The sequence below is a fragment of the Micromonospora sp. WMMD1155 genome, from assembly GCF_029581275.1.
In the GTDB taxonomy this organism is placed as follows: Bacteria; Actinomycetota; Actinomycetes; order Mycobacteriales; family Micromonosporaceae; genus Micromonospora.
The window spans coordinates 2,614,519-2,636,020 of record NZ_CP120742.1; the positions used below are offsets into that span (position 1 = coordinate 2,614,519).

20 protein-coding genes and 1 pseudogene are annotated in these 21,502 nt (G+C 72.3%); 8 read left to right on the forward strand and 13 right to left on the reverse strand.

The annotated features are described in order from the left end of the window. Positions 1 to 7: 7 nt before the first annotated feature. From O7617_RS11795 to O7617_RS11815, 5 genes are all read right to left on the reverse strand, one after another. Entirely contained in the window at positions 8 to 928 is a 921-nt protein-coding gene (locus tag O7617_RS11795) for a hydroxymethylglutaryl-CoA lyase (protein WP_282263479.1), read from the reverse strand. A gap of 148 nt (positions 929 to 1,076) precedes the next feature. Further along, positions 1,077 to 2,444, reverse strand: coding sequence for a biotin carboxylase N-terminal domain-containing protein (locus O7617_RS11800; RefSeq protein ID WP_282263480.1), 1,368 nt, complete (start codon positions 2,442 to 2,444; stop codon positions 1,077 to 1,079). A 73-nt stretch (positions 2,445 to 2,517) separates the two neighbouring features. Then, on the reverse strand, positions 2,518 to 3,117 hold the full coding sequence (locus O7617_RS11805) for a TetR/AcrR family transcriptional regulator (RefSeq protein WP_278149742.1): 600 nt from the start codon (positions 3,115 to 3,117) through the stop codon (positions 2,518 to 2,520). Positions 3,118 to 3,200: 83 nt separating this feature from the next. Continuing rightward, positions 3,201 to 6,086, reverse strand: coding sequence for a hypothetical protein (locus tag O7617_RS11810; RefSeq protein WP_282263481.1), 2,886 nt, complete (start codon positions 6,084 to 6,086; stop codon positions 3,201 to 3,203). Beyond that, complete coding sequence (locus tag O7617_RS11815; RefSeq protein ID WP_282263482.1) at positions 6,083 to 7,876, reverse strand: HSP90 family protein; 1,794 nt, start codon at positions 7,874 to 7,876, stop codon at positions 6,083 to 6,085. The genes O7617_RS11810 and O7617_RS11815 overlap by 4 nt, the downstream gene beginning before the upstream one ends. A 120-nt stretch (positions 7,877 to 7,996) precedes the next feature. Between O7617_RS11815 and O7617_RS11820 the strand changes: the two genes are divergently transcribed. Further along, positions 7,997 to 9,208: an MFS transporter gene (locus tag O7617_RS11820; protein ID WP_282263483.1), complete on the forward strand. Its 1,212-nt coding sequence runs from the start codon at positions 7,997 to 7,999 to the stop codon at positions 9,206 to 9,208. A 27-nt stretch (positions 9,209 to 9,235) separates the two neighbouring features. Here the strand turns inward: O7617_RS11820 and O7617_RS11825 are convergent, their stop codons facing one another. Continuing rightward, the gene (locus O7617_RS11825) at positions 9,236 to 10,393 is read right to left on the reverse strand and encodes an FAD-dependent oxidoreductase (RefSeq protein WP_282263484.1); all 1,158 of its coding nucleotides are present in this window, start codon (positions 10,391 to 10,393) and stop codon (positions 9,236 to 9,238) included. A gap of 106 nt (positions 10,394 to 10,499) precedes the next feature. On the opposite strand from O7617_RS11825, the gene O7617_RS11830 reads away from it, so the two are divergent. The 3 genes from O7617_RS11830 (at position 10,500) to O7617_RS11840 (ending at position 12,877) form a co-directional block, all read left to right on the forward strand. After that, positions 10,500 to 11,081, forward strand: a complete 582-nt coding sequence (locus O7617_RS11830; protein WP_282263485.1) for a TetR family transcriptional regulator — start codon at positions 10,500 to 10,502, stop codon at positions 11,079 to 11,081. 69 nt (positions 11,082 to 11,150) lie between these two features. Beyond that, positions 11,151 to 11,699 (forward strand): SigE family RNA polymerase sigma factor, encoded by a 549-nt coding sequence (locus O7617_RS11835; protein ID WP_282263486.1) that lies wholly within the window; start codon positions 11,151 to 11,153, stop codon positions 11,697 to 11,699. After that, positions 11,696 to 12,877 carry a hypothetical protein gene (locus O7617_RS11840; RefSeq protein WP_282263489.1) on the forward strand — a complete coding sequence of 394 codons (1,182 nt, stop codon included), beginning with the start codon at positions 11,696 to 11,698 and terminating at the stop codon, positions 12,875 to 12,877. Before O7617_RS11835 ends, O7617_RS11840 begins: the two co-directional genes overlap by 4 nt. A 75-nt stretch (positions 12,878 to 12,952) precedes the next feature. Here O7617_RS11840 and O7617_RS11845 read toward each other — a convergent pair whose 3' ends face one another. The 4 genes and pseudogenes from O7617_RS11845 to O7617_RS11860 form a co-directional block, all read right to left on the reverse strand. Continuing rightward, positions 12,953 to 13,855, reverse strand: coding sequence for a sulfurtransferase (locus O7617_RS11845; RefSeq protein WP_282263491.1), 903 nt, complete (start codon positions 13,853 to 13,855; stop codon positions 12,953 to 12,955). A gap of 108 nt (positions 13,856 to 13,963) precedes the next feature. Further along, complete coding sequence (locus tag O7617_RS11850) at positions 13,964 to 14,731, reverse strand: SGNH/GDSL hydrolase family protein (protein WP_282263493.1); 768 nt, start codon at positions 14,729 to 14,731, stop codon at positions 13,964 to 13,966. A 189-nt stretch (positions 14,732 to 14,920) separates the two neighbouring features. After that, positions 14,921 to 15,649, reverse strand: coding sequence for a hypothetical protein (locus O7617_RS11855; RefSeq protein WP_282263494.1), 729 nt, complete (start codon positions 15,647 to 15,649; stop codon positions 14,921 to 14,923). Between the two features lie 304 nt (positions 15,650 to 15,953). After that, positions 15,954 to 16,127 (reverse strand): annotated as a pseudogene (locus O7617_RS11860) (sigma factor); the annotation flags it as partial. Between the two features lie 169 nt (positions 16,128 to 16,296). Here O7617_RS11860 and O7617_RS11865 point away from each other — a divergent pair. The 4 genes from O7617_RS11865 to O7617_RS11880 are packed head-to-tail and all read left to right on the forward strand — an operon-like array spanning position 16,297 to position 19,658. Then, complete coding sequence (locus tag O7617_RS11865) at positions 16,297 to 18,066, forward strand: proline--tRNA ligase (RefSeq protein ID WP_282263495.1); 1,770 nt, start codon at positions 16,297 to 16,299, stop codon at positions 18,064 to 18,066. Between the two features lie 56 nt (positions 18,067 to 18,122). After that, positions 18,123 to 18,548, forward strand: a complete 426-nt coding sequence (locus tag O7617_RS11870; RefSeq protein ID WP_282263496.1) for a CBS domain-containing protein — start codon at positions 18,123 to 18,125, stop codon at positions 18,546 to 18,548. Between the two features lie 25 nt (positions 18,549 to 18,573). Continuing rightward, entirely contained in the window at positions 18,574 to 19,002 is a 429-nt protein-coding gene (locus O7617_RS11875) for a SufE family protein (RefSeq protein ID WP_282263497.1), read from the forward strand. Between the two features lie 20 nt (positions 19,003 to 19,022). Beyond that, complete coding sequence (locus O7617_RS11880; protein ID WP_282263498.1) at positions 19,023 to 19,658, forward strand: DsbA family oxidoreductase; 636 nt, start codon at positions 19,023 to 19,025, stop codon at positions 19,656 to 19,658. Between the two features lie 89 nt (positions 19,659 to 19,747). Here O7617_RS11880 and O7617_RS11885 read toward each other — a convergent pair whose 3' ends face one another. From O7617_RS11885 to O7617_RS11895, 3 genes are all read right to left on the reverse strand, one after another. Beyond that, positions 19,748 to 20,296 carry a YbaK/EbsC family protein gene (locus O7617_RS11885; RefSeq protein WP_145778307.1) on the reverse strand — a complete coding sequence of 183 codons (549 nt, stop codon included), beginning with the start codon at positions 20,294 to 20,296 and terminating at the stop codon, positions 19,748 to 19,750. Positions 20,297 to 20,391: 95 nt separating this feature from the next. Further along, the gene (locus tag O7617_RS11890) at positions 20,392 to 20,586 is read right to left on the reverse strand and encodes a hypothetical protein (protein ID WP_282263502.1); all 195 of its coding nucleotides are present in this window, start codon (positions 20,584 to 20,586) and stop codon (positions 20,392 to 20,394) included. 37 nt (positions 20,587 to 20,623) lie between these two features. Continuing rightward, positions 20,624 to 21,406: an NAD(P)H-binding protein gene (locus O7617_RS11895; RefSeq protein ID WP_282263503.1), complete on the reverse strand. Its 783-nt coding sequence runs from the start codon at positions 21,404 to 21,406 to the stop codon at positions 20,624 to 20,626. Between the last annotated feature and the right edge of the window lie 96 nt (positions 21,407 to 21,502).

The window sequence follows — 21,502 nt, forward strand, 5'->3', positions numbered from 1 at the left end:
GGGGCACTCAGCTCGGCATCGGCGTCAGTCGGGTCCGTGGACCGGCCCGCAGCACCCCCGACGGCAGCTTCTTGCCGAGCAACTCCTCGGCCAACTCCGCCACCTCGACGAGGGCCGCCAGGTCGATGCCGGTGTCGATGCCCATGTCGTGCAGCATGTGCACGGCCTCCTCGGTCGCCAGGTTGCCGCTGGCCCCCGGCGCGTACGGGCAGCCGCCCAGGCCACCGACGCTGGCGTCGAACTCGGTCACCCCCAACTCCAGGGCGGTCAACAGGTTGGCCAGCGCCGTCCCCCGGGTGTTGTGGAAGTGCAGGAGCACCGGCACGTTCGCGTTCCGGTCGCGTACCGCGGTCAGCAGCTCACGGACCCGGCGTGGCGTGCCCATGCCGGTGGTGTCGCCGAACGCGACCCGGTCCGCGCCGTCTCGGACCACCCGGTCCACGATGCCGGCCACCCGCGCCGGGTCGACGTCACCCTCGTACGGGCAGCCGAAGCTGGTCGCCACGATCACCTCCACCCGGGCGGACGCTCCGTGCAGCAGGTCGATCAGCTCGGCGATGTCGTCCAGCGACTCCTCGGTCGACCGGTTGACGTTGCGACGGTTGTGCGTGTCGCTGGCGGAGACCACCACCTCGATCTCGGTGAACCCGGCGGCGAGAGCCCGCTGGGCCCCCCGGGTGTTCGGCACCAGCGCCGAGTAGCGCACCCCGTCGGCCTTCACCGCCCGCTGCCACACCTCGTCGGCGTCGGCCATCTGCGGGATCGCCAACGGACGCACGAACGACACCGCCTCGATCCGGCGTACGCCGGTGCCGGAGAGTGCGTCGAGCAGCCGAACCTTGGCGTCGGTCGGGATCGGGTCCTCGTTCTGCAACCCGTCCCGTGGCCCGACCTCACGAATGGAGACGAAATCCGGCAGGTCCGTCATAAGGGGTCACCTCACTGTGACGTAGTGCTGTGGCGGTCATCCCAGCATGCCACCCCGCCGAGCGGCGGGTTGATCAAGAGGTTTGCGTCATCAAGTGCGGAAATCCTGACGCAAACCTCTTGATCAACAGCGGGCGAGAAGGGCGGAGTCAGCGCATGCGGGAGACGATGCCCGTGTCGTAGGCGCCGGAGCGGAACTCCTCGTTGTCCAGCAACTCGGCGAAGAAGGGCAGGTTGTTCTTCGGGCCGACGACCTGGAACCCGGCGACCGCCTCCTTGGCGCGTCCGAGCACCTCGTCGCGGGTCGCGCCGCTGATGATCAGCTTCGCCATCAGGCTGTCGTAGAAGGGGGTGACGGTGTTGCCCTCGGTGTAGCCGGAATCCACCCGGACGCCCTCACCCGTGGGCTCCACCCAGGTCTTCACCACTCCCGGCCCGGGCAGGAAACGCTTCGGGTCCTCGGCGTTGATCCGCATCTCGATGGCGTGCCCGCGCGGGATCAACGCCTCCGGGTCGAACGTCGGCGCCAGCCCGGACGCCACCCGCAACTGCTCCTCGACCAGGTCGATCCCGTAGACGTACTCGGTCACCGGGTGCTCCACCTGCAGCCGCGTGTTCATCTCGAGAAAGAAAAAGTCTTCGGAGCCGGGGACGTCGCCCTCGGAGTCCCGCTGACGCGGGACCAACAGGCACTCCACCGTGCCGGCGTTGCGGTAGCCGACCGCCTCACCGGCCCGCACCGCCGCCGCCAGCAGGCGAACCCGCAGCTCCGGCGAGACCGCCGGGGACGGGGACTCCTCGACCAGCTTCTGGTTACGTCGCTGCACCGAGCACTCCCGCTCGCCGAGCGCCACCACCCGACCGTCGGCCAGGCCGAGGATCTGCACCTCGACGTGGCGCACCCGGGGGAAGTACCGCTCGATCAACACCGACCCGTCGCCGAACATCCGCTCGGCGAACGCGCGCACCTTGTCGTACTCGGTGCGCAGCGCGGCCTCGTCGACGGCGACGCCCATGCCCATGCCGCCGCCGCCGGCCGCGGCCTTGACCATCACCGGGTAGCCGATCTCGGCGGCGGCCGTCACCGCCGCGTCCAGGTCGGCGGCCGGGTCGGTGGTGCCCGGCGCGACCGGAACACCGGCCGCGGCCATCAGGTTCCGGGCATTGATCTTGTCGCCCATCGCGCTGATCGCGTCCGCGTCGGGGCCGACCCAGATCAGGCCGCTGGTCTCGACGGTACGGGCGAACTCGGCGTTCTCCGACAGGAAGCCGTAGCCGGGGTGGATGGCCTGCGCACCCGTCGCCTTCGCGGCGGCGAGGATCGCCTCGGTGTTGCGGTAGCTCAGCGCCGGGTTCGGCGGGCCGACGAGAACCGCCTCGTCCGCCTCGGACACGAACGGCAGGTCGGCGTCGGCCTCCGAGTGAACCGCGATCGTGCGGATGCCGAGCCGCCTGGCGGTCCGGATGATGCGGCGGGCGATCTCACCCCGATTGGCTACCAGCAGTGACTCGATCATGTTTCCTCCCGGCGTCCGGATGGTGGGACGGTGGTTAGGGAATCATGACCGACGAACCTTTGCCGAGCCGGGTTCAGGCGAGCAACGCGGCGAGTGTCGCCCCGCGCAGCAGCTCGGCCCGGCGACGCCGGTCCACCTCACCGCCGAGGAACGGAGTCGAGTTCATCAACCCGAAGGCGGCATGCGCGAGCACCCGCGCCTCGCCGTCCGGCATGCCCGGGTGCAGGGCGGTGAGCACCGTCACCCACTCCTCGACGTAGAGCCGTTGCAGACGACGGATCCGTCGCCGCGGCTCGTCCGGCAGGCGGTCCAACTCGTGCAGGTGCAACGCGATCACCGCCGGGTTGGCCAGCGCGAACTCGACGTGGAAGTCGATCAGCGACTCCAACACGCCGCGCGGGTCGTCCGGATGCCCGGCGGCGCGTTCCCGCCCGCCCGCCAGCAGGCCCTCACTGACCGGGATCAGCGCGGCGGCCAGCATGGCCTCCTTGCCGGCGAAGTGGTGGTAGAGCGCCGGACCGGTGACCCCCGCCGCCGCCCCGATGTCGTCCATCGACACACCGTGGTAGCCGCGCGCGGCGAACAGACCGACCGCGATCTCCAGGATCTCGTCCTTGCGGGACCTGCGCCGGCCCGCGCCCGCCGCACCCCGTGCCTGCTGCTCCACCGTCACCGGGCAAGCGTAGACCGCTACCTGAACACGGTGGGCCGCCGGTTGGCGAGCCGTTGAGCACACCTCGGCGCGGGTCGGCGCACTCAGTCGTCGTCCGGGTCGAGGTCGTGTTCCGTTCGCAGCGCGGCGGCCTCGGCGGGCCGGTCCAGCAGATCCAGGGCACGGGCCAGCAGCCAGGCCGTCTGGCGGACCGGCCGCGAGTCGGCCGGCAGCCCACCGAGAACCCGTCGCAGGAGCGGCTCCGCCTCCGCCGGCCGGTCCAGCCGGAGCAGCAGCTCACCGGCGAGGATCTCCACCTGGGCGGCCTCACCGAAAGCCTCGATCGACCGTAGTCGGTCGGGCACCCCGTCCAGCCGGGCCAGCGCCTCGTCCGGCCGGTTCTCGGTGGTCAGCACCCGCGCCCCGACCTCGGCGACCATCGCCAACTCGTACGTGACCGGTGGCTCCGGCCGCCCGGTCAGCGTCGCAGCCAGCGCGTCCGCCTGCTCGACGGCACGAGTGGCCGCGGGCCGGTCGTCCGCCCAGAACCAGGCGTACGCCTCCCGTCGGCGGGCCCGCAACTCGTCCAGCGGCAGGTCACCGAGCCGGTACGCCTCGGCGGCTGCGGCGAACCGCTGCGCGCCCGCCGCGTCCCGGTCCGCGTCGTAGAGGATGCCCCCGGCCTCCTCCAGCACCTGCCCCCGATACGGGAGGTTGTCCGGACCATCAAGGTTGCCGGCCAACTGCTCCAACAGACTCAGCGCCGGGTCGACCTCGCCCAGCCCGGCGTACACCCCGGCCAGCAGGTGCCGGCACCGGTCCGCCTCGGCTTGGGCGCCGAGCCGGTCGAGGCCCAGGACGGCCTCCTCGGCCACCTCGGCCGCCTCGCCCAGCCGACCCACCACCCGGTACGCGTTCGCCAACTCCCACCGCAGGAACGCGTCCCCGTCGGCTCCCCGCTCCACGCAGAGCGTCACCGCCTCGACGAAGTCGTCCACCGCGTCGTCGGCGCGACCGGCGGCGAGCAACGCGCGGGCACGGGCGACGCGAACCGCCAACTCCGCGTCCGCCGGTGCCGACCCCAGCGCCTCGTCGCAGGCGGCCACCGCCTCGGCCGGGTCGTCCACCGTCCGGGCGTACGCCAGGGAGGCCGCCGTGACCAGCTCGCCGACGCCCACCTCCCGACCGAGCCGACGCGATTCGGCGGCGGCGGCTCGCGCCTCGTCGAAACGTTCCGACTGCTCCAACAGGTGCGCTCGGTGCAGTGCCACCCGAGCCGCCAGGTACGGGTCACCACCCGCGTCGGCGGGCACCCGGTCCAGCGCCGCGAGCGCCTCGGCCCAGCGCTCCTGGTGGAGCAGCGCCAACGCCACCCGGTGGTGGGCGGCGGCCCGCTGCCGGGCGTCGCCGTCCCGGTCCAGCACCTCCGCGGCCTTCCGGACCAACGCCAACCCCTCGTCGGCGTCGTCGGACCGGGCCAGCAGCACGCCGAGCCGCCCGGCGACGACCTGGGCGGACACCTCGTCGCCCGCCGTCAGGTACAGGTCCAGAGCCGATCGGTTCGACTCGATCGCGCCGGGCAGGTCGTTGTCGTCGCCGTGCTGGGCGGCCCGCAACGCCATCCGCTGGGCGGCGGTACGCGCAGGCAGGTCGACCGAGCCGAACCGCTCGTCGTACGCGGCCAGCGCCGCCCGGAAGGTGACCTGGTCGTGCCGACCCCAGCTCTGCTCGGCGAGGTCCAGCAGCTCGTCCGGCCCGGCGCCGGCGGGCACCGCCGGTGCGGGCGCCTCGACGACACCGGCGCGCGTCGCGTCGCCGGCCGGAGAGCCCTCGCGGACCGGAGTGGTCGACTCACCCGCGCTCGGGCGGGGCGGGCGTCGGCGGACACTCGCTGACAACGGCAGGTGTTCTCCGCTCGGCCGCACCGCGAGCCGACGGGCGATCCACTCCGACTGGTGGGTGCTGCCGTTACGGGCGTCGAAGCGCTCGGCCAACTCGGTAGCGGTCCGCGTCAGTTCGTCGGCGAGCACCGACGCCGACATCTCGCCGGCCGGTCGGCCGTCGGCGGCGCGGCGGTAGACGGTAGCCGCGCCGCTCTGACCGGCCTGGCGCAACGCGGCGGCGGCCGTGGCGGCGAAGTGCATCGCGGCGGCCGGTGACGGTGCCCGGTCCAGCCAGTCCAGGTGCCGTTCGACCAGCTCCACCGCCCGTGCCTCGTTACCCGTCACCGTGCAGAACTCGACGTGGTCGCCGATGTCCCACAGGTTGGCGAGGTTGCCACGCAACCGGCGGTACGCCTCTCGGTGCGCGTCCCGCGCCGACTCGTCCCGCCCGGTTCGCAGGTACGGCAGGAGCAGCGCGGTGAGGATGGCTTGCGGCTGCTCGTTGCAGCTGAGCCGACCGGCGAGCACCGGTTCGGCCAGCGCGACGGCCTCCGCGTCCCGCCCGTTGTCGGCGAGGTAGGCCACCTGGCTGGTGGGGTCGCAACCAGCGCAGTCGGAGAGGTCGTCGCGCGGGGTGGTCTGCCAGAGCCGGTACCAGTGCGCGGCCGCCTCGGTGTCACCCACGTGGTCGGCTACCCGGAAGCGGTGCTTGTGGACGGTCTGCAGGCTGTGCCCACCGGCCCGGTAGCGGCGTTCCATGTCGTCCAACACCGCGTACGTGCGGTCGAGGGGCACCTCCGGGAAGTTCAACAGACCGGTGACCATGTACTTGAAGTGCCACAGCAGGTTGTGCGCGTGCCGCTGGTGGTAGGGCTGCGGGTCACTGTCGAACTCGGACAGACACCGGGAGAAGGTCACGAAGGACTTCGCCGGCTCGCCGCCGTAGATGTAGCCGGTGGTGGCCTGCATCCGGGTGACGAAGGCCAGGTGCCGGTCGTCGGCGGCGTCCACCCGGCGCAGCAACTGCTCGAGCGCGGCGATCTGCCCCGCCCCGTACGGCATGTCGGAGATGCCGCGCAGCGCCCGCCACAGGTCCTCGTCGCTCATGCTCGCTCCTGTCCTGGCACGGCCCGGCCGAGCAGGCCGAGGAAGGAATCGTTCAGCAGCGCCGCGTCGGCGGCGCGGATCGGATGGTGGCCGAGCAGCAGCGCCTGGCCGTACAGCGCCTCGACGGCGAGCCCCACCAGGTCCGGGTCGGCCAGCGCGGTGACCCGGCGGACCAACGGGTTGCGGTGGTTGAGCACCAACTGCGGACGGTCCGGTGGCGCGGTGGCGGCGAGCGCGTCCAGGACCCCGCCCCAGAGTTCGTCGGCCCGGTCCCGGCTGGCCGCCAACTGGTCGTTGAACGCCGCCGACCTGCTGACCAGGTAGAGCGCGGGCAGCGACACCGGGTCGTACGCCCGGATCACCACCTCGCAGCCGGACCGTTCGACGGCCCGCTGCGCGGCGGCGAGGAACGGCCGCAGCGCCAACTCCACCTGCGGGTCGAGCGCGTCGAAGCGGGTGGTCAGGTCGCTCGGCTCCAGCCGTTCGATGAGCACCGAGCGGTCCACCGCCGGCAGTCGCTCGATCAGCTCGGTGTCGTACGTGTAGCCGCCGTTGACGACCGCCAGGTCCTGTGCGGCGGCCACCGCGGCGAGCTGACGGAACTCGTCCAGGCTCGCCGCGTAGCGGAGCACGCCGTGGCGCTCCCGGAACTCGGCGAGGGTGAGCGTGCCGACGTTGGTGTCCATCGGCCACCACCTGTCGACCAGCCGGAGCATCTCGTCGTCGTGCAGCGCCAGCGCCTTCACACCCAGGTGGTGCACCTGGAGGAACTCGGCCAGCCGGTGCGGGTCGTGCCGGGCCAGCCGGACCAGCCAGCCGCGTACCTGGTCGCCGAGCGCCTCCCGGGTCGCGGTCAGCAGGGTGTCCTCGTAGAGGGCCTCCCGGCTGGCGGTGGGGCGCAGTTCGGTGGCGTCCACCACGCAGTGCGCGAAGAACGCCCAGTCCGGCAGCAGCCCGTCGGCGTGCTCGGTGAGCAGCATGCGCTTGAGGTAGACCCGGTGCCCGGCACGGGCCGCCGGGTTCACCGGTGCGGGCAGGATGACGGCGACGCCGGTCAGCCCGGCCTCCGGCACGGTCAGGGGCAGCACGTCGAACGGGTCGACGCCGAGCGTCTCCCGGGCGTACGCGACGAGTGCCGCCCGGTCGACCGGCGCGCCGGGGGTGGTCGGCCAGGGCGGCTCGCCGGTGGTGGTGACCACGTCGCCGACCCGGACGGTGACCGGCAGCAGCGCACCGAAGAGGCGGGCCAGGTCGGTGACGGTCGGGGTGGTGAACCACTGCTCGGCGTCGCGGCGGGGCACCAGCGTGACCGTGGTGCCCGGTTCGGCGCGGGCGGCGTCCGGCGGTGCGAGGCTCACCGCGTACCGGCCGTCGGCGTACCCGGTCCAGTGCACGGTGGGGTGGTCGCCGTTGCGGGTCGACACCTGGATCTCGTCGGCGACCAGGAAGCAGGAGAGCAGGCCGATGCCGAACTGGCCGAGGAACTCGTGCCGGGAGAAGCCGAGTTCGTCCCTCTTGGAGCTGCGGCCGATGGTGGCCAGCAACTCGTGCACCTGCGCCTCGGTCAGACCGATGCCGGTGTCGTGCACCCGCAGCGTGCCGTCGCCGGTGGTCTCCGGAGTCTCGATGCGGACCAGGGCGGGCGCATCCGGCTCGATCGAACGCCGCGCGGTGATCGCGTCCACCGCGTTCTGCAGCAGCTCCCGCACGTAGACCCGCGGACTGCCGTAGAGGTGGTGGCTGAGCAGGTCGACCACGCCACGGAGGTCGACCTGGAAGGTGTGGTCCACGTGCGTCTCTCCCCGGTCCCGACATGCCGGCGCCCACCGTACCGATGATCACCGACACGCGCGTCCCCCTTTCGCCCGGCGGCTTGACCCTCGACCCGGTCGAACCCACACGGTCGCCGGATGACCTCCACAGCTCTGGGCCGGGACTTCCGGCTGCTCTGGTCCGCCGCCGTCTCGTCGCGGTTCGGGGACGCGCTGCGTACCCCCGCACTGGCCCTGCTGGCCGCGACGGTGACCCGCGATCCGCGGATCATCGCGGCGGTCACCGTGGCGGGTCAGGTGCCACCGCTGCTCTTCGGCCTGCTCGGTGGCGTGTACGCGGACCGCTGGGACCGTCGTCGGACGATGGCAGTGGTCGACGGGGTACGCGCCGCCGTGGTGGCGGCACTGGCGGTGGCGGTCGTCCTCGACCGGGCCGACGTCCCGGTGCTGCTGGTGACGGCGTTCGTCCTCGCCACGCTGGGCACTCTCTTCGACTCGGCCTCGTTCGCCCTGCTTCCCGCGCTGGTACCACCGGACGCGTTGCCCCGGGCGAACGGTCGGCTGCAAGCGGGGTCGGCGGTCGCCGGGGGTTTCCTCGGGGCACCGGCCGCCGGTGTCCTCTTCGCCGCCGCACCGGCCCTCCCGTTCGCCCTCGACGCCGTGACCTTCGCGGTGGCCGCGCTGCTCGTGCTGGCCCTGACCCCGACGCCGGTGGCGGTCCCGCCGACGCGGCCCGGGGCACGACGCGAATCGGTGTGGGGGGAGATCGTCGAGGGGCTGCGCTGGCTGCACGGGCACCGGACACTGTGGCGGGTCACGGTGCTCGCCGCCGCGAGCAATCTGGCGATCAGCGGGATGATGGCCGTGCTGGTGCTCTACGCGCTGGACGTGTTGCGGGTGCCACCGGCCGGGTACGGCCTGTTCGCCGCCGCCGCCGTCGTCGGGGGCCTGGCGGGAGCGCTCGGGGCCGGTCGGCTCGCCGCCCGACTCGGCACGGTCCGGGCGTTGGGCGTGGTGCTCGCCGCGGAGACCGTGGCGTTGACCGGGTTCGCGCTGGCCCGACATCCGGTGCCGGGCGGCTTCGCGTTGGCCGTGTTCGCCGCCGGCACCGTGGTGTGGAACAGCCTGTGGGCGTCGTACGGGCAACGGAACGTGCCGGGCGGGCTGCTCGGCCGGGTCGGTGCGGCCCAGCGGATGGTCGGCTTGCTCACCGCGCCGGTCGGCGCGACGCTCGCCGGGTCGGCCGCCGCCGCGTTCGGCACGGTGCCGGTGGTGGGCGCGGCCGCGGGTGTGTTCGCGCTGGTCACCGTCGCAGCGTGGTGGGTTCTACGGCCGGTCCCACCGGCCTAGCTCACCGGCTCAGCTCGGCGGCCGGGGTCACCGGCTCAGCTCGGCGGCCGGCTTCCGGTGGGACAGGCCGGACAGGCGCAACGCGATCCGCCGACGGACCGGTGGCATCGCACCGATCAACCGGAGCAGCACGTCACGGGCCGGTCGGCGGGCCGGGGAGACGGTGGCCAGCCGGGTCAGCCCGGCGGCGAAGCTCATCACGTCCTCGGCCATCGGTCGCTGCCGCGTCGTGTAGTCGTCGAGCAGCGAATCCGGGCCACCGTCGAGCACGTCGGCCAGCGCGGTGCCGACGGCGACCGCGTCGCAGATCCCGAGGTTCATGCCCTGCCCGCCGGCCGGGCTGTGCACGTGCCCGGCGTCCCCGGCCAGCAGCACCGATCCGGATCGGAACGTGTCGGCGATCCGGTGGTGCACCCGGAACCGGGAGCCCCAGAGCACCTCGGTGACCAGGTCGGGCCGTCGCGCCGGGCCGCGTTCGTCGAGCAGCGCCTGAAGGTACGCCCGGTCCGGGGCGGGTGGGGCGGCCGCCACGGCGGCGACCAGTCGGACCACCCCGTCCGGCAGCGGCGCCCAGATCAGCGGGCCGGGGCGGGCGAGGAAGAGCGCCGCCTCGTCGCGCGGCAGGACGCTGCGCACCCGTACGTCGGCGAGCACGAAGGACTCCTCGTCGGTCGGGCCGGTGAAGCCGATGCCGGCCGCCTGCCGCACGGTGCTGTGCAGGCCGTCCGCGCCGACGACGAACCGGGCGCGCACCGGTTCCCCGTCGACCTGGGCGAGCACCCCGTCGCCGGTCTCGTGCAGCCCGGTCAGTCGGCTCGGTCGTCGCACCCGGACGCCGAGGTCGGCGAGCTGCCCCGCGAGCACCGCCTCGGTCACCGCCTGGGAGACCAGCAGCGCGTAGGCGTAGCGGGACGGCAGCTCGTGGAACGGCACCGTCAGCAGCACCCGGTCCCGGTCGCGCACCGTGAAACGCGGCGTCCGCACCGCCTGGGCGATCAACGGCGCCGCCGCGCCGATCCGGTCCAGCACCTCCAGGGTGTACGCGTGCACGACCGCCGCGCGGGATGTCGTCGGCGGCTCGGCCAGCTGGTCCAGCACTGTCACGTCGACCCCGCGCCGAGCCAGCGTCAGAGCTGCGGCGAGGCCGGTGGGCCCGGCACCCACCACCAGGACGTCGGTGTTCATCGCCACCTCCAGACGATCGCTGCCAACACTTGTTGGCAAACGCTTGTTGGCGACGTTAGGACCCTGCTCATTGCGTGTCAACAGTTGTTGGCATACGGTCGTTGACATGACAGTGCCCGCTCCGCCGACCCCACCCCGCCGATCGGACGCCACCCGGGCGGCGATCCTGCGCGCGGCCCGGGAACGATTCGCGGCGGACGGCTACGAGCGCGCCACGATCAGAGCCGTCGCCGCCGACGCCCAGATCGACCCGTCGATGGTCATGCGCTACTACGGCAGCAAGGAGGGGCTCTTCGCGGCGGCCGCCGAGTTCGATCTGCGCCTACCCGACCTGACCCCGATCCCGCCCGACGAACTCGGCGAGACGCTCGTCCGGCACTTCCTCAGCCGGTGGGACGGCGACGAGACACTTGTGGCGCTGCTGCGGGCCGCCAGCACCAACCCCGGTGCCGCCGAACGGATGCGCGACATCTTCGCCAACCAGCTCACCGCGGCGGTGGCCGCCTTCGGCACCGACCCGACCACGACCGCCCGCCGTGCCGGGCTGGTGGCCAGTCAGGTCCTCGGCCTCGCCTTCACCAGGTACGTCGTCCGCCTGCCGCCCATGGTGGACATGCCACCGGAAGATCTGGTCTCCTGGGTCGCACCGACTCTTCAGCGCTACCTGACCGGAACATCGGGAAGCTGACCCAACCTTTTCCCTCCCCCCGTGCGTCTGGCAGGTGACGCGCATCGGGACGGCCGGGAAGGAGGGCGGATGGCACCCAGGGGTGACGACGGGCGCGACGGCTACCTCGCCTTCGTGGAGAGCCACCAACACCGGCTGCTCCGCGCGGCGTACCTGATCTGCGGCAACCGCCACCAGGCCGAGGACCTGCTCCAGGACGCCCTGCTGAAGCTGGCGCTGCGCTGGGGATCGGTCCGTAACGCCGACCCCTCCGCGTACGTGCGGGCCATCCTCTACCGCGACTCGGTGTCGTGGTGGCGTCGCCGACGGCGGGAGTGGCTCAGCGCCGCACCGCCGGACCAGGTGGCCCACGACCGGGACGGCGCGTTGCGGCTGACGTTGCACGACGCGTTGGGCCTGCTGCCCCCACGGCAGCGGGCCGTGCTGGTGCTGCGCTACTACGAGGATCTGACCGAGGTCGCCACCGCCGAGGCACTCGGGGTGACCGTCGGCACCGTGAAGAGCCAGTGTCACGCGGCGCTACGTCGACTCCGCGAGGTCGCCCCGGACCTCGCCCGGGACACCCGACCGAGCCAGGGCTCGGCCGACGTGGCCACCGGTCTGGAGGTGAACCCGTGAACGAGCAGGACCTGCGCCGACTGATGACCGTCAGCGTCGAGGACGTGCTGCCCAGCCGACCGGCCACCGCCGGATGGGAGCGGGCTCGCCGCACCCGGCGTACCCGAAGGGCCGTCGCGGCGGCGGCGCTGGCCGTGGCGCTCGTCGGCGGTGGCACGGTGGCCGCCCTGCGCTCGTCCGCCGATCCTCCGCCGGTCATTCCGGTGGCCCCGACCGTCGAACCCACCCACTCCGGCCCGGTCCAGCGACCACCCGACGATCTGACCTACCTACCCGACCCGTTGAACCGGCTCGGCAGCCCGGCGACGGTGCCGCTCTCCGAGCGGCCGGTCCAGCGGGCACGGGCGCTGTTCCAACCGGTCGACGAGGAGAACCGCGCGAACGGGCCGGTCCGGGTTCTCGGCGACGACGGCGTGGTGCGCAGTCTCGACGTGGTGACGCTGGCGCCCACCCGCGACGCGAGCGGCAACGAGGCACTCGCCGTGAAGCCGGGAGTGCTGTCGCCGGACGGCCGATCGGCCGCGTTCGCCCAGAACGACGAGCTGATCATGGTCGACCTCACCACGGCGGCCGTCCAGCGAATACCGCTCGAGGGATACCTGGAGTTGGTCGTGTGGGCGCATGACCGGGTGCTGGTCGGAGGCGACGACCGGACGTACGCCGTGGACCGGGTCACCGGGGTCGCCGACAAGATTGACGTGTCGGCCTGGGTCGTGGCCGCACCCGACCCGGAGGCCGGCCGCGAGGCGGCGCTGATCGAGATGATCGGCGAACGGGACGCCCTGAAGCTGCGCAGCAGGACAGCCCGCGAGGCGGACATCCGTTCCGAGCAACCCGTCACCCGCGGTGCGCTGCCCTCGCCGTACGCGATCAACGAGTTCTACGGCCGAGGCTGGCTGCACGGCGAGCGGTTGGCCAGCGCGGCGTGGATCACCAGCAGTGAGATCGACGGCGCCGAGGGGGTGGCCGTGCTGGACGCACGGACCGGCGCCGTGTCCCATCTGCTCGACCTGGGCCGGGATCGGGGCAAGGGCTGCTGCGAGGTGCTGGGCTGGGACAACAAGGGCTCAGTGCTCCTCCGGCTGGAGCCGGCTGCCCTGGCCCGTTGGAACCCGGAGACCGGCGAGATCACCGGCATCGTCCGCGACCTGCGTGGGGCGATAGCACTCGCCGGCTGACGGCCGTCCCCGCGCGACCGGGGCAATCGCGCGGGGACGGCCGTACGGCTCCTACGGCGAGGCTGCCGAACCCGCTCAGGCGGCGAGGCCGCCGGGCTGGTCGCCCTTGACCACAGGTGCCCGGACCAGGTTGCCCCACTCGGTCCACGACCCGTCGTAGTTGCGCACCTGCGGGTAACCCAGCAGGTGCCGCAGCACGAACCAGGTGTGGCTGGACCGCTCACCGATCCGGCAGTACGCGATCACGTCGTCGTCCGGGCTGAGCCCGAGCTGGTCGGCGTAGATCGCGCGCAGCTCGTCGGCGGACTTGAAGGTGCCGTCGTCGTTGGCGGCGGACTTCCACGGCTTGCTAACGGCACCGGGGATGTGCCCGCCACGCAGCGCGCCCTCCTGCGGGTAGTCCGGCATGTGCAGCGTCTCGCCCGTGTACTCGCCCGGCGATCGCACGTCGACGAGCGGCCGACCGGCGGCGATGTGCGCCATGACCTGCTCACGGTAGGCCCGCAGCGGCGCGTCGTCGCGCAGCGGCACCGGGTAGTCGGCGCGCGGTCGAGCCGGCTTGTCGCGGGTCACCTCGCGGCCCTCGGCGATCCACTTCTGCCGACCGCCGTCGAGCAGCCGCACGTCGGCGTGGCCGAAGAGCGAGAACACCCAGAGGGCGTACGCGGCCCACCAGTTGAAGTTGTCGCCGTAGAAGACGACGGTGTCGCCCCGCCCGATGCCCTTCGCGGCACACAGCTCGGCGAAGCTCTTGGCGTCCAGGTAGTCCCGGGTCACCTGGTCGTTCAACTCCAGGTGCCAGTCGACCTTCACGGCACCGGGAATGTGGCCCGACTCGTAGAGCAGCACGTCCTCGTCGGACTCGACGACGACGAGGCCCTCGTCGCCCAGGTGCTCGGCCAGCCACTCGGTGGTGACCAACCGTTTCGGGTCCGCGTACGACTGGAGGCGGGGATCGGGATCGCTCGGCACAGACATGATCCCCAAACTACGCCGCGTCGCGGCCGCACGGCCCGCCATCGGGGATCGGGAACGACACATGTGGCCGGGAACGCCAACCCGGAGCCGGTCGTTCTGTTCCGAGGATCAGTCGACGATCGGCCCGAGCAGCGGGCGCTTGGCCGTCACCGTGTCGCCGGATGACCGGCCGGTGAGCCGCCTCCGCACCCACGGCGCGAGGTGCTGACCGGCCCACCGCAGGTCGGCGGCGCGGGCGGCCAGCCACGGCGACGGGGCCGGGTGCGGAGGAACCATCAGCCACTCCTCGTCGCAACCCACCCCCAGCGCGTTCAACACCTGCCCCGCGACCCGCCGGTGACCGGCGGCGGAGAGGTGCAGCCGGTCGGTGCTCCAGAGCATCGGGTTGAGGAAGGTGTCGTCGGCGTACAGGTCGACCATGATCGCGCCGTGCCGCTCGGCGGTCTCACCGACCGCCTGGTTGAGCAACTGCACCCGGGGAGCGACGAGGCGCTGGCCGGGCAGCCGGGCCATCACGTCGGCGAACCGGAACAGCAGCACGTCGGCGCCGCCGGAGCGCAGTTGCCGGACCACCTCGTCGAAGCGGGCCACCAGGGTGTCCGGGTCGAAGGTGCGACGCAGCACGTCGTTGCCACCGGCCGCGAAGCTGATCAGGTCGGGCTTCATCGCCACCGCCGCCGGCACCTGCTCGGCGACCACGCTGGGGAAGAGCCGGCCGCGGATGGCCAGGTTCGCGTACCCGAAGTCGGGGCCGGCCTCGGCGGCGAGCCGGGTCGCCACCAGGTCCGCCCACCCCCGATAGGTGCCGTCCGGGTACGCGTCGTCCATCCCCTCGGTGAAGCTGTCCCCGACCGCGACAAAACTGCGCCAGCGCACCCGCGCCCCCTCACGCCATTCGTTGCCTGCGGCGACCAGTCTGTCACCGCGTGCCCGGCGACGAGTGCCGCCAACCCGACGACGTGGCGCAGGTCATCGATCCCGCGCTGGCTGGCCAACCTCACCGTCGACCGGTCGTCAGCGGGGTGACCGCCGCCAGGGTAGCGGCCACCCCACCGACCACACCGGTCAGCCGAGCGCTGTGAGGATCTGCATGTTCCGGAGGCTGGCCGGCTCCGGCTGCTCACCGACCTTCTTCCCGTTGTCGTCGACGAGGAGCAGGGTGTAGCTGTCGTCGCCGCGTAACCGAACCACCATCGAGCCGTCCGGCTGGAAGAAGACCTGTCGCATCTGCCGGCCGCCCAGCGGCAGAGTGACGGCCTTGCCGGTCCGCGTGTCCAGGACGGCGTTCGCGATCAGGTCACGGCCGGCGTCCCCGTAGGTCTCGCTGTCACGGTCGATCCGGAACAGTGCCAGCCGTCGGCCGTCTGGTGACAGGCTGGCGATGTCGAAGCAGACGTATTCGCTGCTCTTGCCGCCGAGGCCGGGGATGGTGCGCCGGTCGGCGCCGGTCCGGTCGGTGATGACCACCCCGCCCGACGTGCCGTCGGCGAAGGCCAACGTGCCGTCGGCGGCCCAGACGGCGTGGCAACCGTCGAAGACGGGCAGCTCTGAGTACACCCCCGACGACACGTCCAGCAACCGTGCGCCAGCCGAGGCACCGGCCGCGGGGTTGAGTCGTACGGTCAGTTGCCGGGAGTTCGGCAACCAGGCGGGCGATCCGCAGTTGTTGTCGGCCCCTTCGCCCAGCTTCCGTCGCCCCGAACCGTCGACGTCCGCGACCCAGAGGTCGCCGTTCTCCTCCACCCACGCGGCCCGTCGACCATCCGGCGAGACGGTCGCGTTGGTCAGGGCCACGACGAAGGGAAGGTCGAGCAGTCGGTCGGGAGTCTTCCCGGGCTGCCACGAAAGGAGATGACCGGTTGCCGGGTACTCGCCTTCGGAGCTCGCCGGCCCGTACACCAGCCGGCCGAAGGTGACTGTCGTCCCCGCCGACCCCTCCGGTGGCGGGGCCACCGGAGAGTCTTTGGTCGGTGGTGGCGTCGGGTCCGGTGTGGGCGACGGGCTGGCCGTGACCGACGGGCTGTCGGCGGGCAGCGGGGGCGGGGACTGGTCGGGTCGGATCGCGAAGGCGGTGCCGGCCGCCGCCGCGATCAGCACCCTCGGCGTTGCCGCGGTGGTGCAGCCGGTTCCAGGACCGGTGCGTACGGGCCAGCGCCGACTGGACGAGGTCCTCCGCCAGGTGCTGGTCGCCGGTGAGCAGGTAGGCCGAGCGCAGCAACGCCGGCGTGCGAGTACGGACGAACGAGTCGAACTCACTCAGTAGAGGGTCCACACGGGCCGATCCTTCGGGTAGTGAGCTGGGGGTGATGTGCTGCCTTCCCTGACGCGAGCCGGCGCGACGATGGTTGCCGCCCGCGACGCCCAGGTTCACGTCACCGGAATCGCCCCGGCACGTCCGAATTGGTTCGCCCGGCCGGTCGGCTCGGCCCTAGGCTGCGCCCATGCTGCTACGCATGTCGACCCTGTTGCTGCGGACCCTGCGCGAGGATCCGGCCGACGCGGAGGTGCCGAGTCATCGGCTGCTGCTGCGCGCCGGTTACATCCGTCGCGCCGCGCCGGGCGGCTACACCTGGCTGCCGCTGGGCAAGCTGGTGCTGGACCGGATCACCGAGGTGGTCCGCGACGAGTTGGTAGCGATCGGCGACCAGGAGGTGCACTTCCCGGCGCTGCTGCCCGCCGAGCCGTACCGGACCAGCGGCCGGTGGACGGAGTACGGCGACGACATCTTCACCCTCGCCGACCGGCGCGGCGCCGAGCACCTGTTGGCACCCACCCACGAGGAGATGGCGGCTCTGCTCGTCAAGGATCTGTTCACGTCGTACCGGGACTTCCCGGTGACGCTGTTCCAGGTGCAGACGAAGTTCCGGGACGAGGCCCGACCCCGGGCCGGTGTGCTGCGCGGCCGGGAGTTCCTGATGAAGGACGCGTACTCCTTCGACCTGGACGACGCGGGGCTGCGCGACGCGTACGCGCGGCATCGCGTTGCGTATCAGCGGATCTTCGACCGGTTGGGTCTGGACTACACGGTGGTGCACGCGATGTCCGGCGCGATGGGCGGCTCCGCGTCGGAGGAGTTCCTGGCGACGACACCGGTCGGCGAGGACACCTACGTCGGTTGCACCGCGTGCGACTACGCGGCGAACACCGAGGCGGTGACCACCCGGGCGCCCACCGCTGGTGATCCGAGCGCGCAGCCTCCCGTCGAGGTGCACGACACACCGGAGACGCCGACGATCGCCGGCCTGGTGGAGTTCGCGAACGCCCGTCGGTTGGGCGGCCGGGACGGCTGGACCGCCGCCGACACGCTGAAGAACGTCGTGCTGTCCGTCAGCCAGCCGGGCGCGGACCGGGCCGAGCTTCTGGTGATCGGGCTGCCGGGTGACCGGGAGGTCGACCTCAAGCGGGTCGGTGCCGCACTGCACCCGGCCCAGGTGGCCGTCTTCGAGGAGTGGGCCGAGCATCCCGAGTTGGTGCGCGGCTACATCGGGCCGCAACTGCTCGACAAGTTGGGCGTCCGTTACCTGGTCGACCCTCGGGTGGTGACCGGCTCGGCGTGGCTGACCGGGGCGAACGAGCCGGGCCGACACGCGACCGACGTGGTCTGCGGGCGGGACTTCACGCCCGACGGCACGATCGAGGCGGCCGAGGTGCGCGCCGGCGACCCCTGCCCGACCTGCGACGACGGCGAGCTGACCATCCGGCGGGGCATCGAGATCGGGCACATCTTCCAACTCGGCCGCCGGTTCACCGACGCCTTCGCGGTCGACGTGCTCGGCCCGGCCGGCAAGCCGGTCCGGCCCACCATGGGTAGCTACGGCATCGGGGTCTCCCGGGCGGTGGCGGCCGTCGCCGAGCAGCACCACGACGACCGTGGGTTGGCCTGGCCGGCAGCGATCGCGCCGTGTGACGTACACCTCGTGGTTGCGGGCAAGGGCCCGCAGCTCGACGCGGCGCTGGAGCTCGGCGGACGTCTCGCCGCCGCCAACCTTCGGGTGCTCGTCGACGACCGCACGCACGTCTCGGCCGGGGTCAAGTTCACCGACGCCGAGCTGATCGGCATCCCCCGGGCCGTCGTGGTCGGCCGCCGACTCACCGAGGGGTACGTCGAGCTGCGCGAGCGGGCCGGCGACGGACGCTCCGAGCTACCCCTGGAAGGGCTGGTGGAGCGGCTTGTCCACGAGGTACGCCAGGAACGTGGAAACCTGGTGTAGCTGCCGCGTCACAGGGTAGTGCTGTCGGATCGGTGGAAACGTCTTCGGAGGCTCTCGTGACCGAATACCGGGTCAGTGACGTGATGACCAAACAGGTCGTGTACCTGCCGGTCGAGACCACCCTGGACGAGGCGGCCAGGGTGATGAAGGAGGCGGACATCGGCGACGTGGTGGTCACCGACGGCGCCAGCCTCGCCGGGATGCTCACCGACCGTGACATCGTGGTGCGGGCCGTGGCGGAGAACAGCTCCCCCGCGGCCACCACCATCGGCTCGATCGTCACCCGCGAGGTCGTCATGATCGAGCAGCACTGCACGGCGGGTGAGGCGGCGGCGCTCATGCGGGACCGGGGCATCCGACGGGTGCTGGTCTGTGACAGCGATCGCAAGCTGGTCGGGATCGTCTCGCTCGGCGATCTGGCCATGCAGCTCGACCCCACCAGCGCGCTCAGCGAGATCAGCGAGCAGTCACCCACGGTGTGAGAACGGCCGGCGGTAGCCTCGACGCATGGCTGACATGCCGGCCCGACTGGCCGAGATCGTCGACGAGTTCGCCGCCGCCCCGCGCGACCTGGTGCTGGAGATGCTCCTGGAGTACGCGGACGTCATCCCGGTGCTGCCGGAGGGCACCGTCGAGCGCGAGGGCATGGAGCAGGTGCCGGAGTGTCAGACGTCGTTCTTCCTGCGGGCCAAGGTCACCCCGGAGGGCACCGTGACGACGATCTTCGACTGCCCGCCGGAGGCACCGACCACCCGGGCGTTCGCCGGGATCCTCGCCGAAGGGCTGGCGGGTTCGAGCGCCGAGCAGGTGCTGGCCGTGCCGGACGACCTCTACCAGCGGATGGGCCTGGCGCAGGCGATCAGCCCGCTGCGGATTCGCGGCGGCACGGCGATCCTGGGCCGGCTGAAGCGCCAGGTGCGGGAACAACTCGGCTGACCGCGAGGTTCCTTCCGATCATGGAGATCGAGATCTACGCGGACGTCATCTGCCCGTGGTGCTACATCGGCAAGCGCCGCCTGGACGAGGCCCTCGCCGGTTATGAGGGCGAGGTGACGGTCCGTTACCGGCCGTTCCAGCTCGACCCGTCGCCGGTACCCGAGCCGCTCCCGCTGGTGGAGGCGTTGGCCGGCAAGTTCGGCGGCCCGGAGCGCGCCCGGCAGATGGTCGCCCACGTGACCCAGGTCGCGGCGGGTGACGGCCTGCGGCTGGACTACGACCGCGCGGTGATCGCGAACACCTTCGACGCCCACCGGTTGGTCTCGTACGCCACCGACCGGGGTCGGGCGGCCGAGATGGTGGAGGCGCTCTACCAGGCGCACTTCAACAACGGCATCGACGTCGGCTCCCGGGAGGCGCTGGCCGCGCTCGCCGGTGACATCGGCCTGGACGCGGCCGACGCACGACGGTTCCTCGACTCCGACGAGCGCGTCGCCGACGTCGAGGCCCAGCTCGCCACCGCCCGGGACCTCGGCATCACCGGCGTGCCGATGTTCGTCCTCGCCGGGAAGTACGCCGTCTCCGGTGCGCAGGAGGTGCAGACGTTGCTCGCCGCGATCGCCGAGGTCGAGCAGCGCGAGGCCGCAGCCCACTGAGCGGTCGCAGCACCCGGCACCCGGCACCCGGCACCCGGCACCGATGATCACGATGTTTCACGTGCAACGACATCGATGCCGGTGGCTGGTCAGGCCGGCCTGGCCAGCCCTTCCACCACCTGGGCACCGGGCAGCGCGCCCAACGCCGGCCCCGGCAGTGCGATCTTGCTGTGCCGTACGCCGGAGCCGATGATCACGTGTGGGGTGGCGATCACCCGCGAGTCCACCAGGATCGGCCACTGCGCCGGCAGCCCGATCGGAGTGATGCCGCCGTACTCCATGCCGGTCAACTCGACCGCGTCGGCCATCGGCGCGAAGCTCGCCTTCCGCACGTCGAGCGTCCGGCGGGCCACCCCGTTCACGTCGGCCCGGGTGGTGGCCAGGACGATGCAGGCCGCGTACCGCACCACGCCGTCACGCTTGCCCGCCACCACCACGCAGTTGGCCGACACGTCCAGCCCCACCTCGTACGCCTCGCAGAACGCGGCCGTGTCGGCGAGGTCGGCGTCGATCGGCGCCACCAGCACGTCGTTGACGTCCACCGGGGCGTCGGCGGGCCACTGTGCGATGGCCTCCGCCACCGGCGGGGCCAGCAGGTCGAGGCGGGCGCGGGCCGGTTCGGTCTTCAGCGTTCCCATCACGGGTGCGATCCTCGCATCCGTGCTGCCGAACCGCCCGACGGCTCCCGGGCCGTCCCGCGACACCACCGGCCCGGGCCGGACCGCCCCGCTGCTCAACTGCCGGCGAGGAACGCGTTGTCGCGCATGAAGGAGCGGTCGCGAGCGGCCGCCAACTCCTCCTCGCGCCGGGCCCGGGCCCGTTGCAGCTCAAGGTCCTCCATCGCGTGCCGGACACCCAGCCGGATCACGCCGTAGAGGAAGACGAAGCCGAAGACGTAGAGGATCACCGTGGTGACGACAACGAACATGGCGTCACCGTAAAGCGAACGTGAACCGTTGTTGCTCTCATTTCCGGCCGGTTCCCCCGTACGTGTCAGCGAGGTGATCGGCCCAGGTACGGACGCCCCGGGGCAGTGCCTCGGTGACGAGACCACCGGCGCGCAACTCGCGACCGAGCCGCCCGGGGATCCGTACCGGCAGCAGGGGTCGGCGCGAGCCCCGGGCCGCCCGCCAGGCGCGGACCGCCTCGTCGAAGCGAAGCACCTGCGGGCCGCCGTACTCCTCGATGCCGCCCAGCGGACCGGCGACCAGCCGTGCCGCCAACCGCGCCGCCACCTCGCCCGGGTCGACCGGTTGGGCGAGCACCGCCCGGTCGCCGATCACCGGTCCCAGCCGTGAGCTGGATTTGAGCAGGTCGTCGAGGAACTGCGGGAACTGGGTGGCCCGCAGCACCGACCACGGCACCGGTCCGGCCGCGACCACCTGCTCGGCGGAGAGTTTGTGCCGGTAGTACGGGATCGGCACCCGATCCACCCCGACGATCGAGATGTAGACGAGGTGCCCCACACCGGCGGCGGCGGCGGCCACCACGAGCCGCCGGGTGCCCAGCACGTCCACCTGGTAGGTCTGCCCGCCCTGCGGAGCGGACGCCAGGTGCAGCACGGCGTCCACCCCGGACACCGCCTCGTCCAGCCCGTCGCCGGTCACGAGGTCCGCCACCACCCACTCGACGTCGGAGCCGGTACGCGGTTGCCGGCTGGTGGCCCGGACGGTGACGCCGTCGTCGTGCAGCCGGGCGAGCACCGCACGCCCGAGACGACCACCCGCTCCGGTGACCAGAACCCTCATCTCGTCCTCCTCGCTCCGGCCGCGAGCCGCGGCACACCGTTTCGATCGATGAGCCGTCGGCCCACTCGGTGTCGACGGCACAAGCGGTACTCCCGT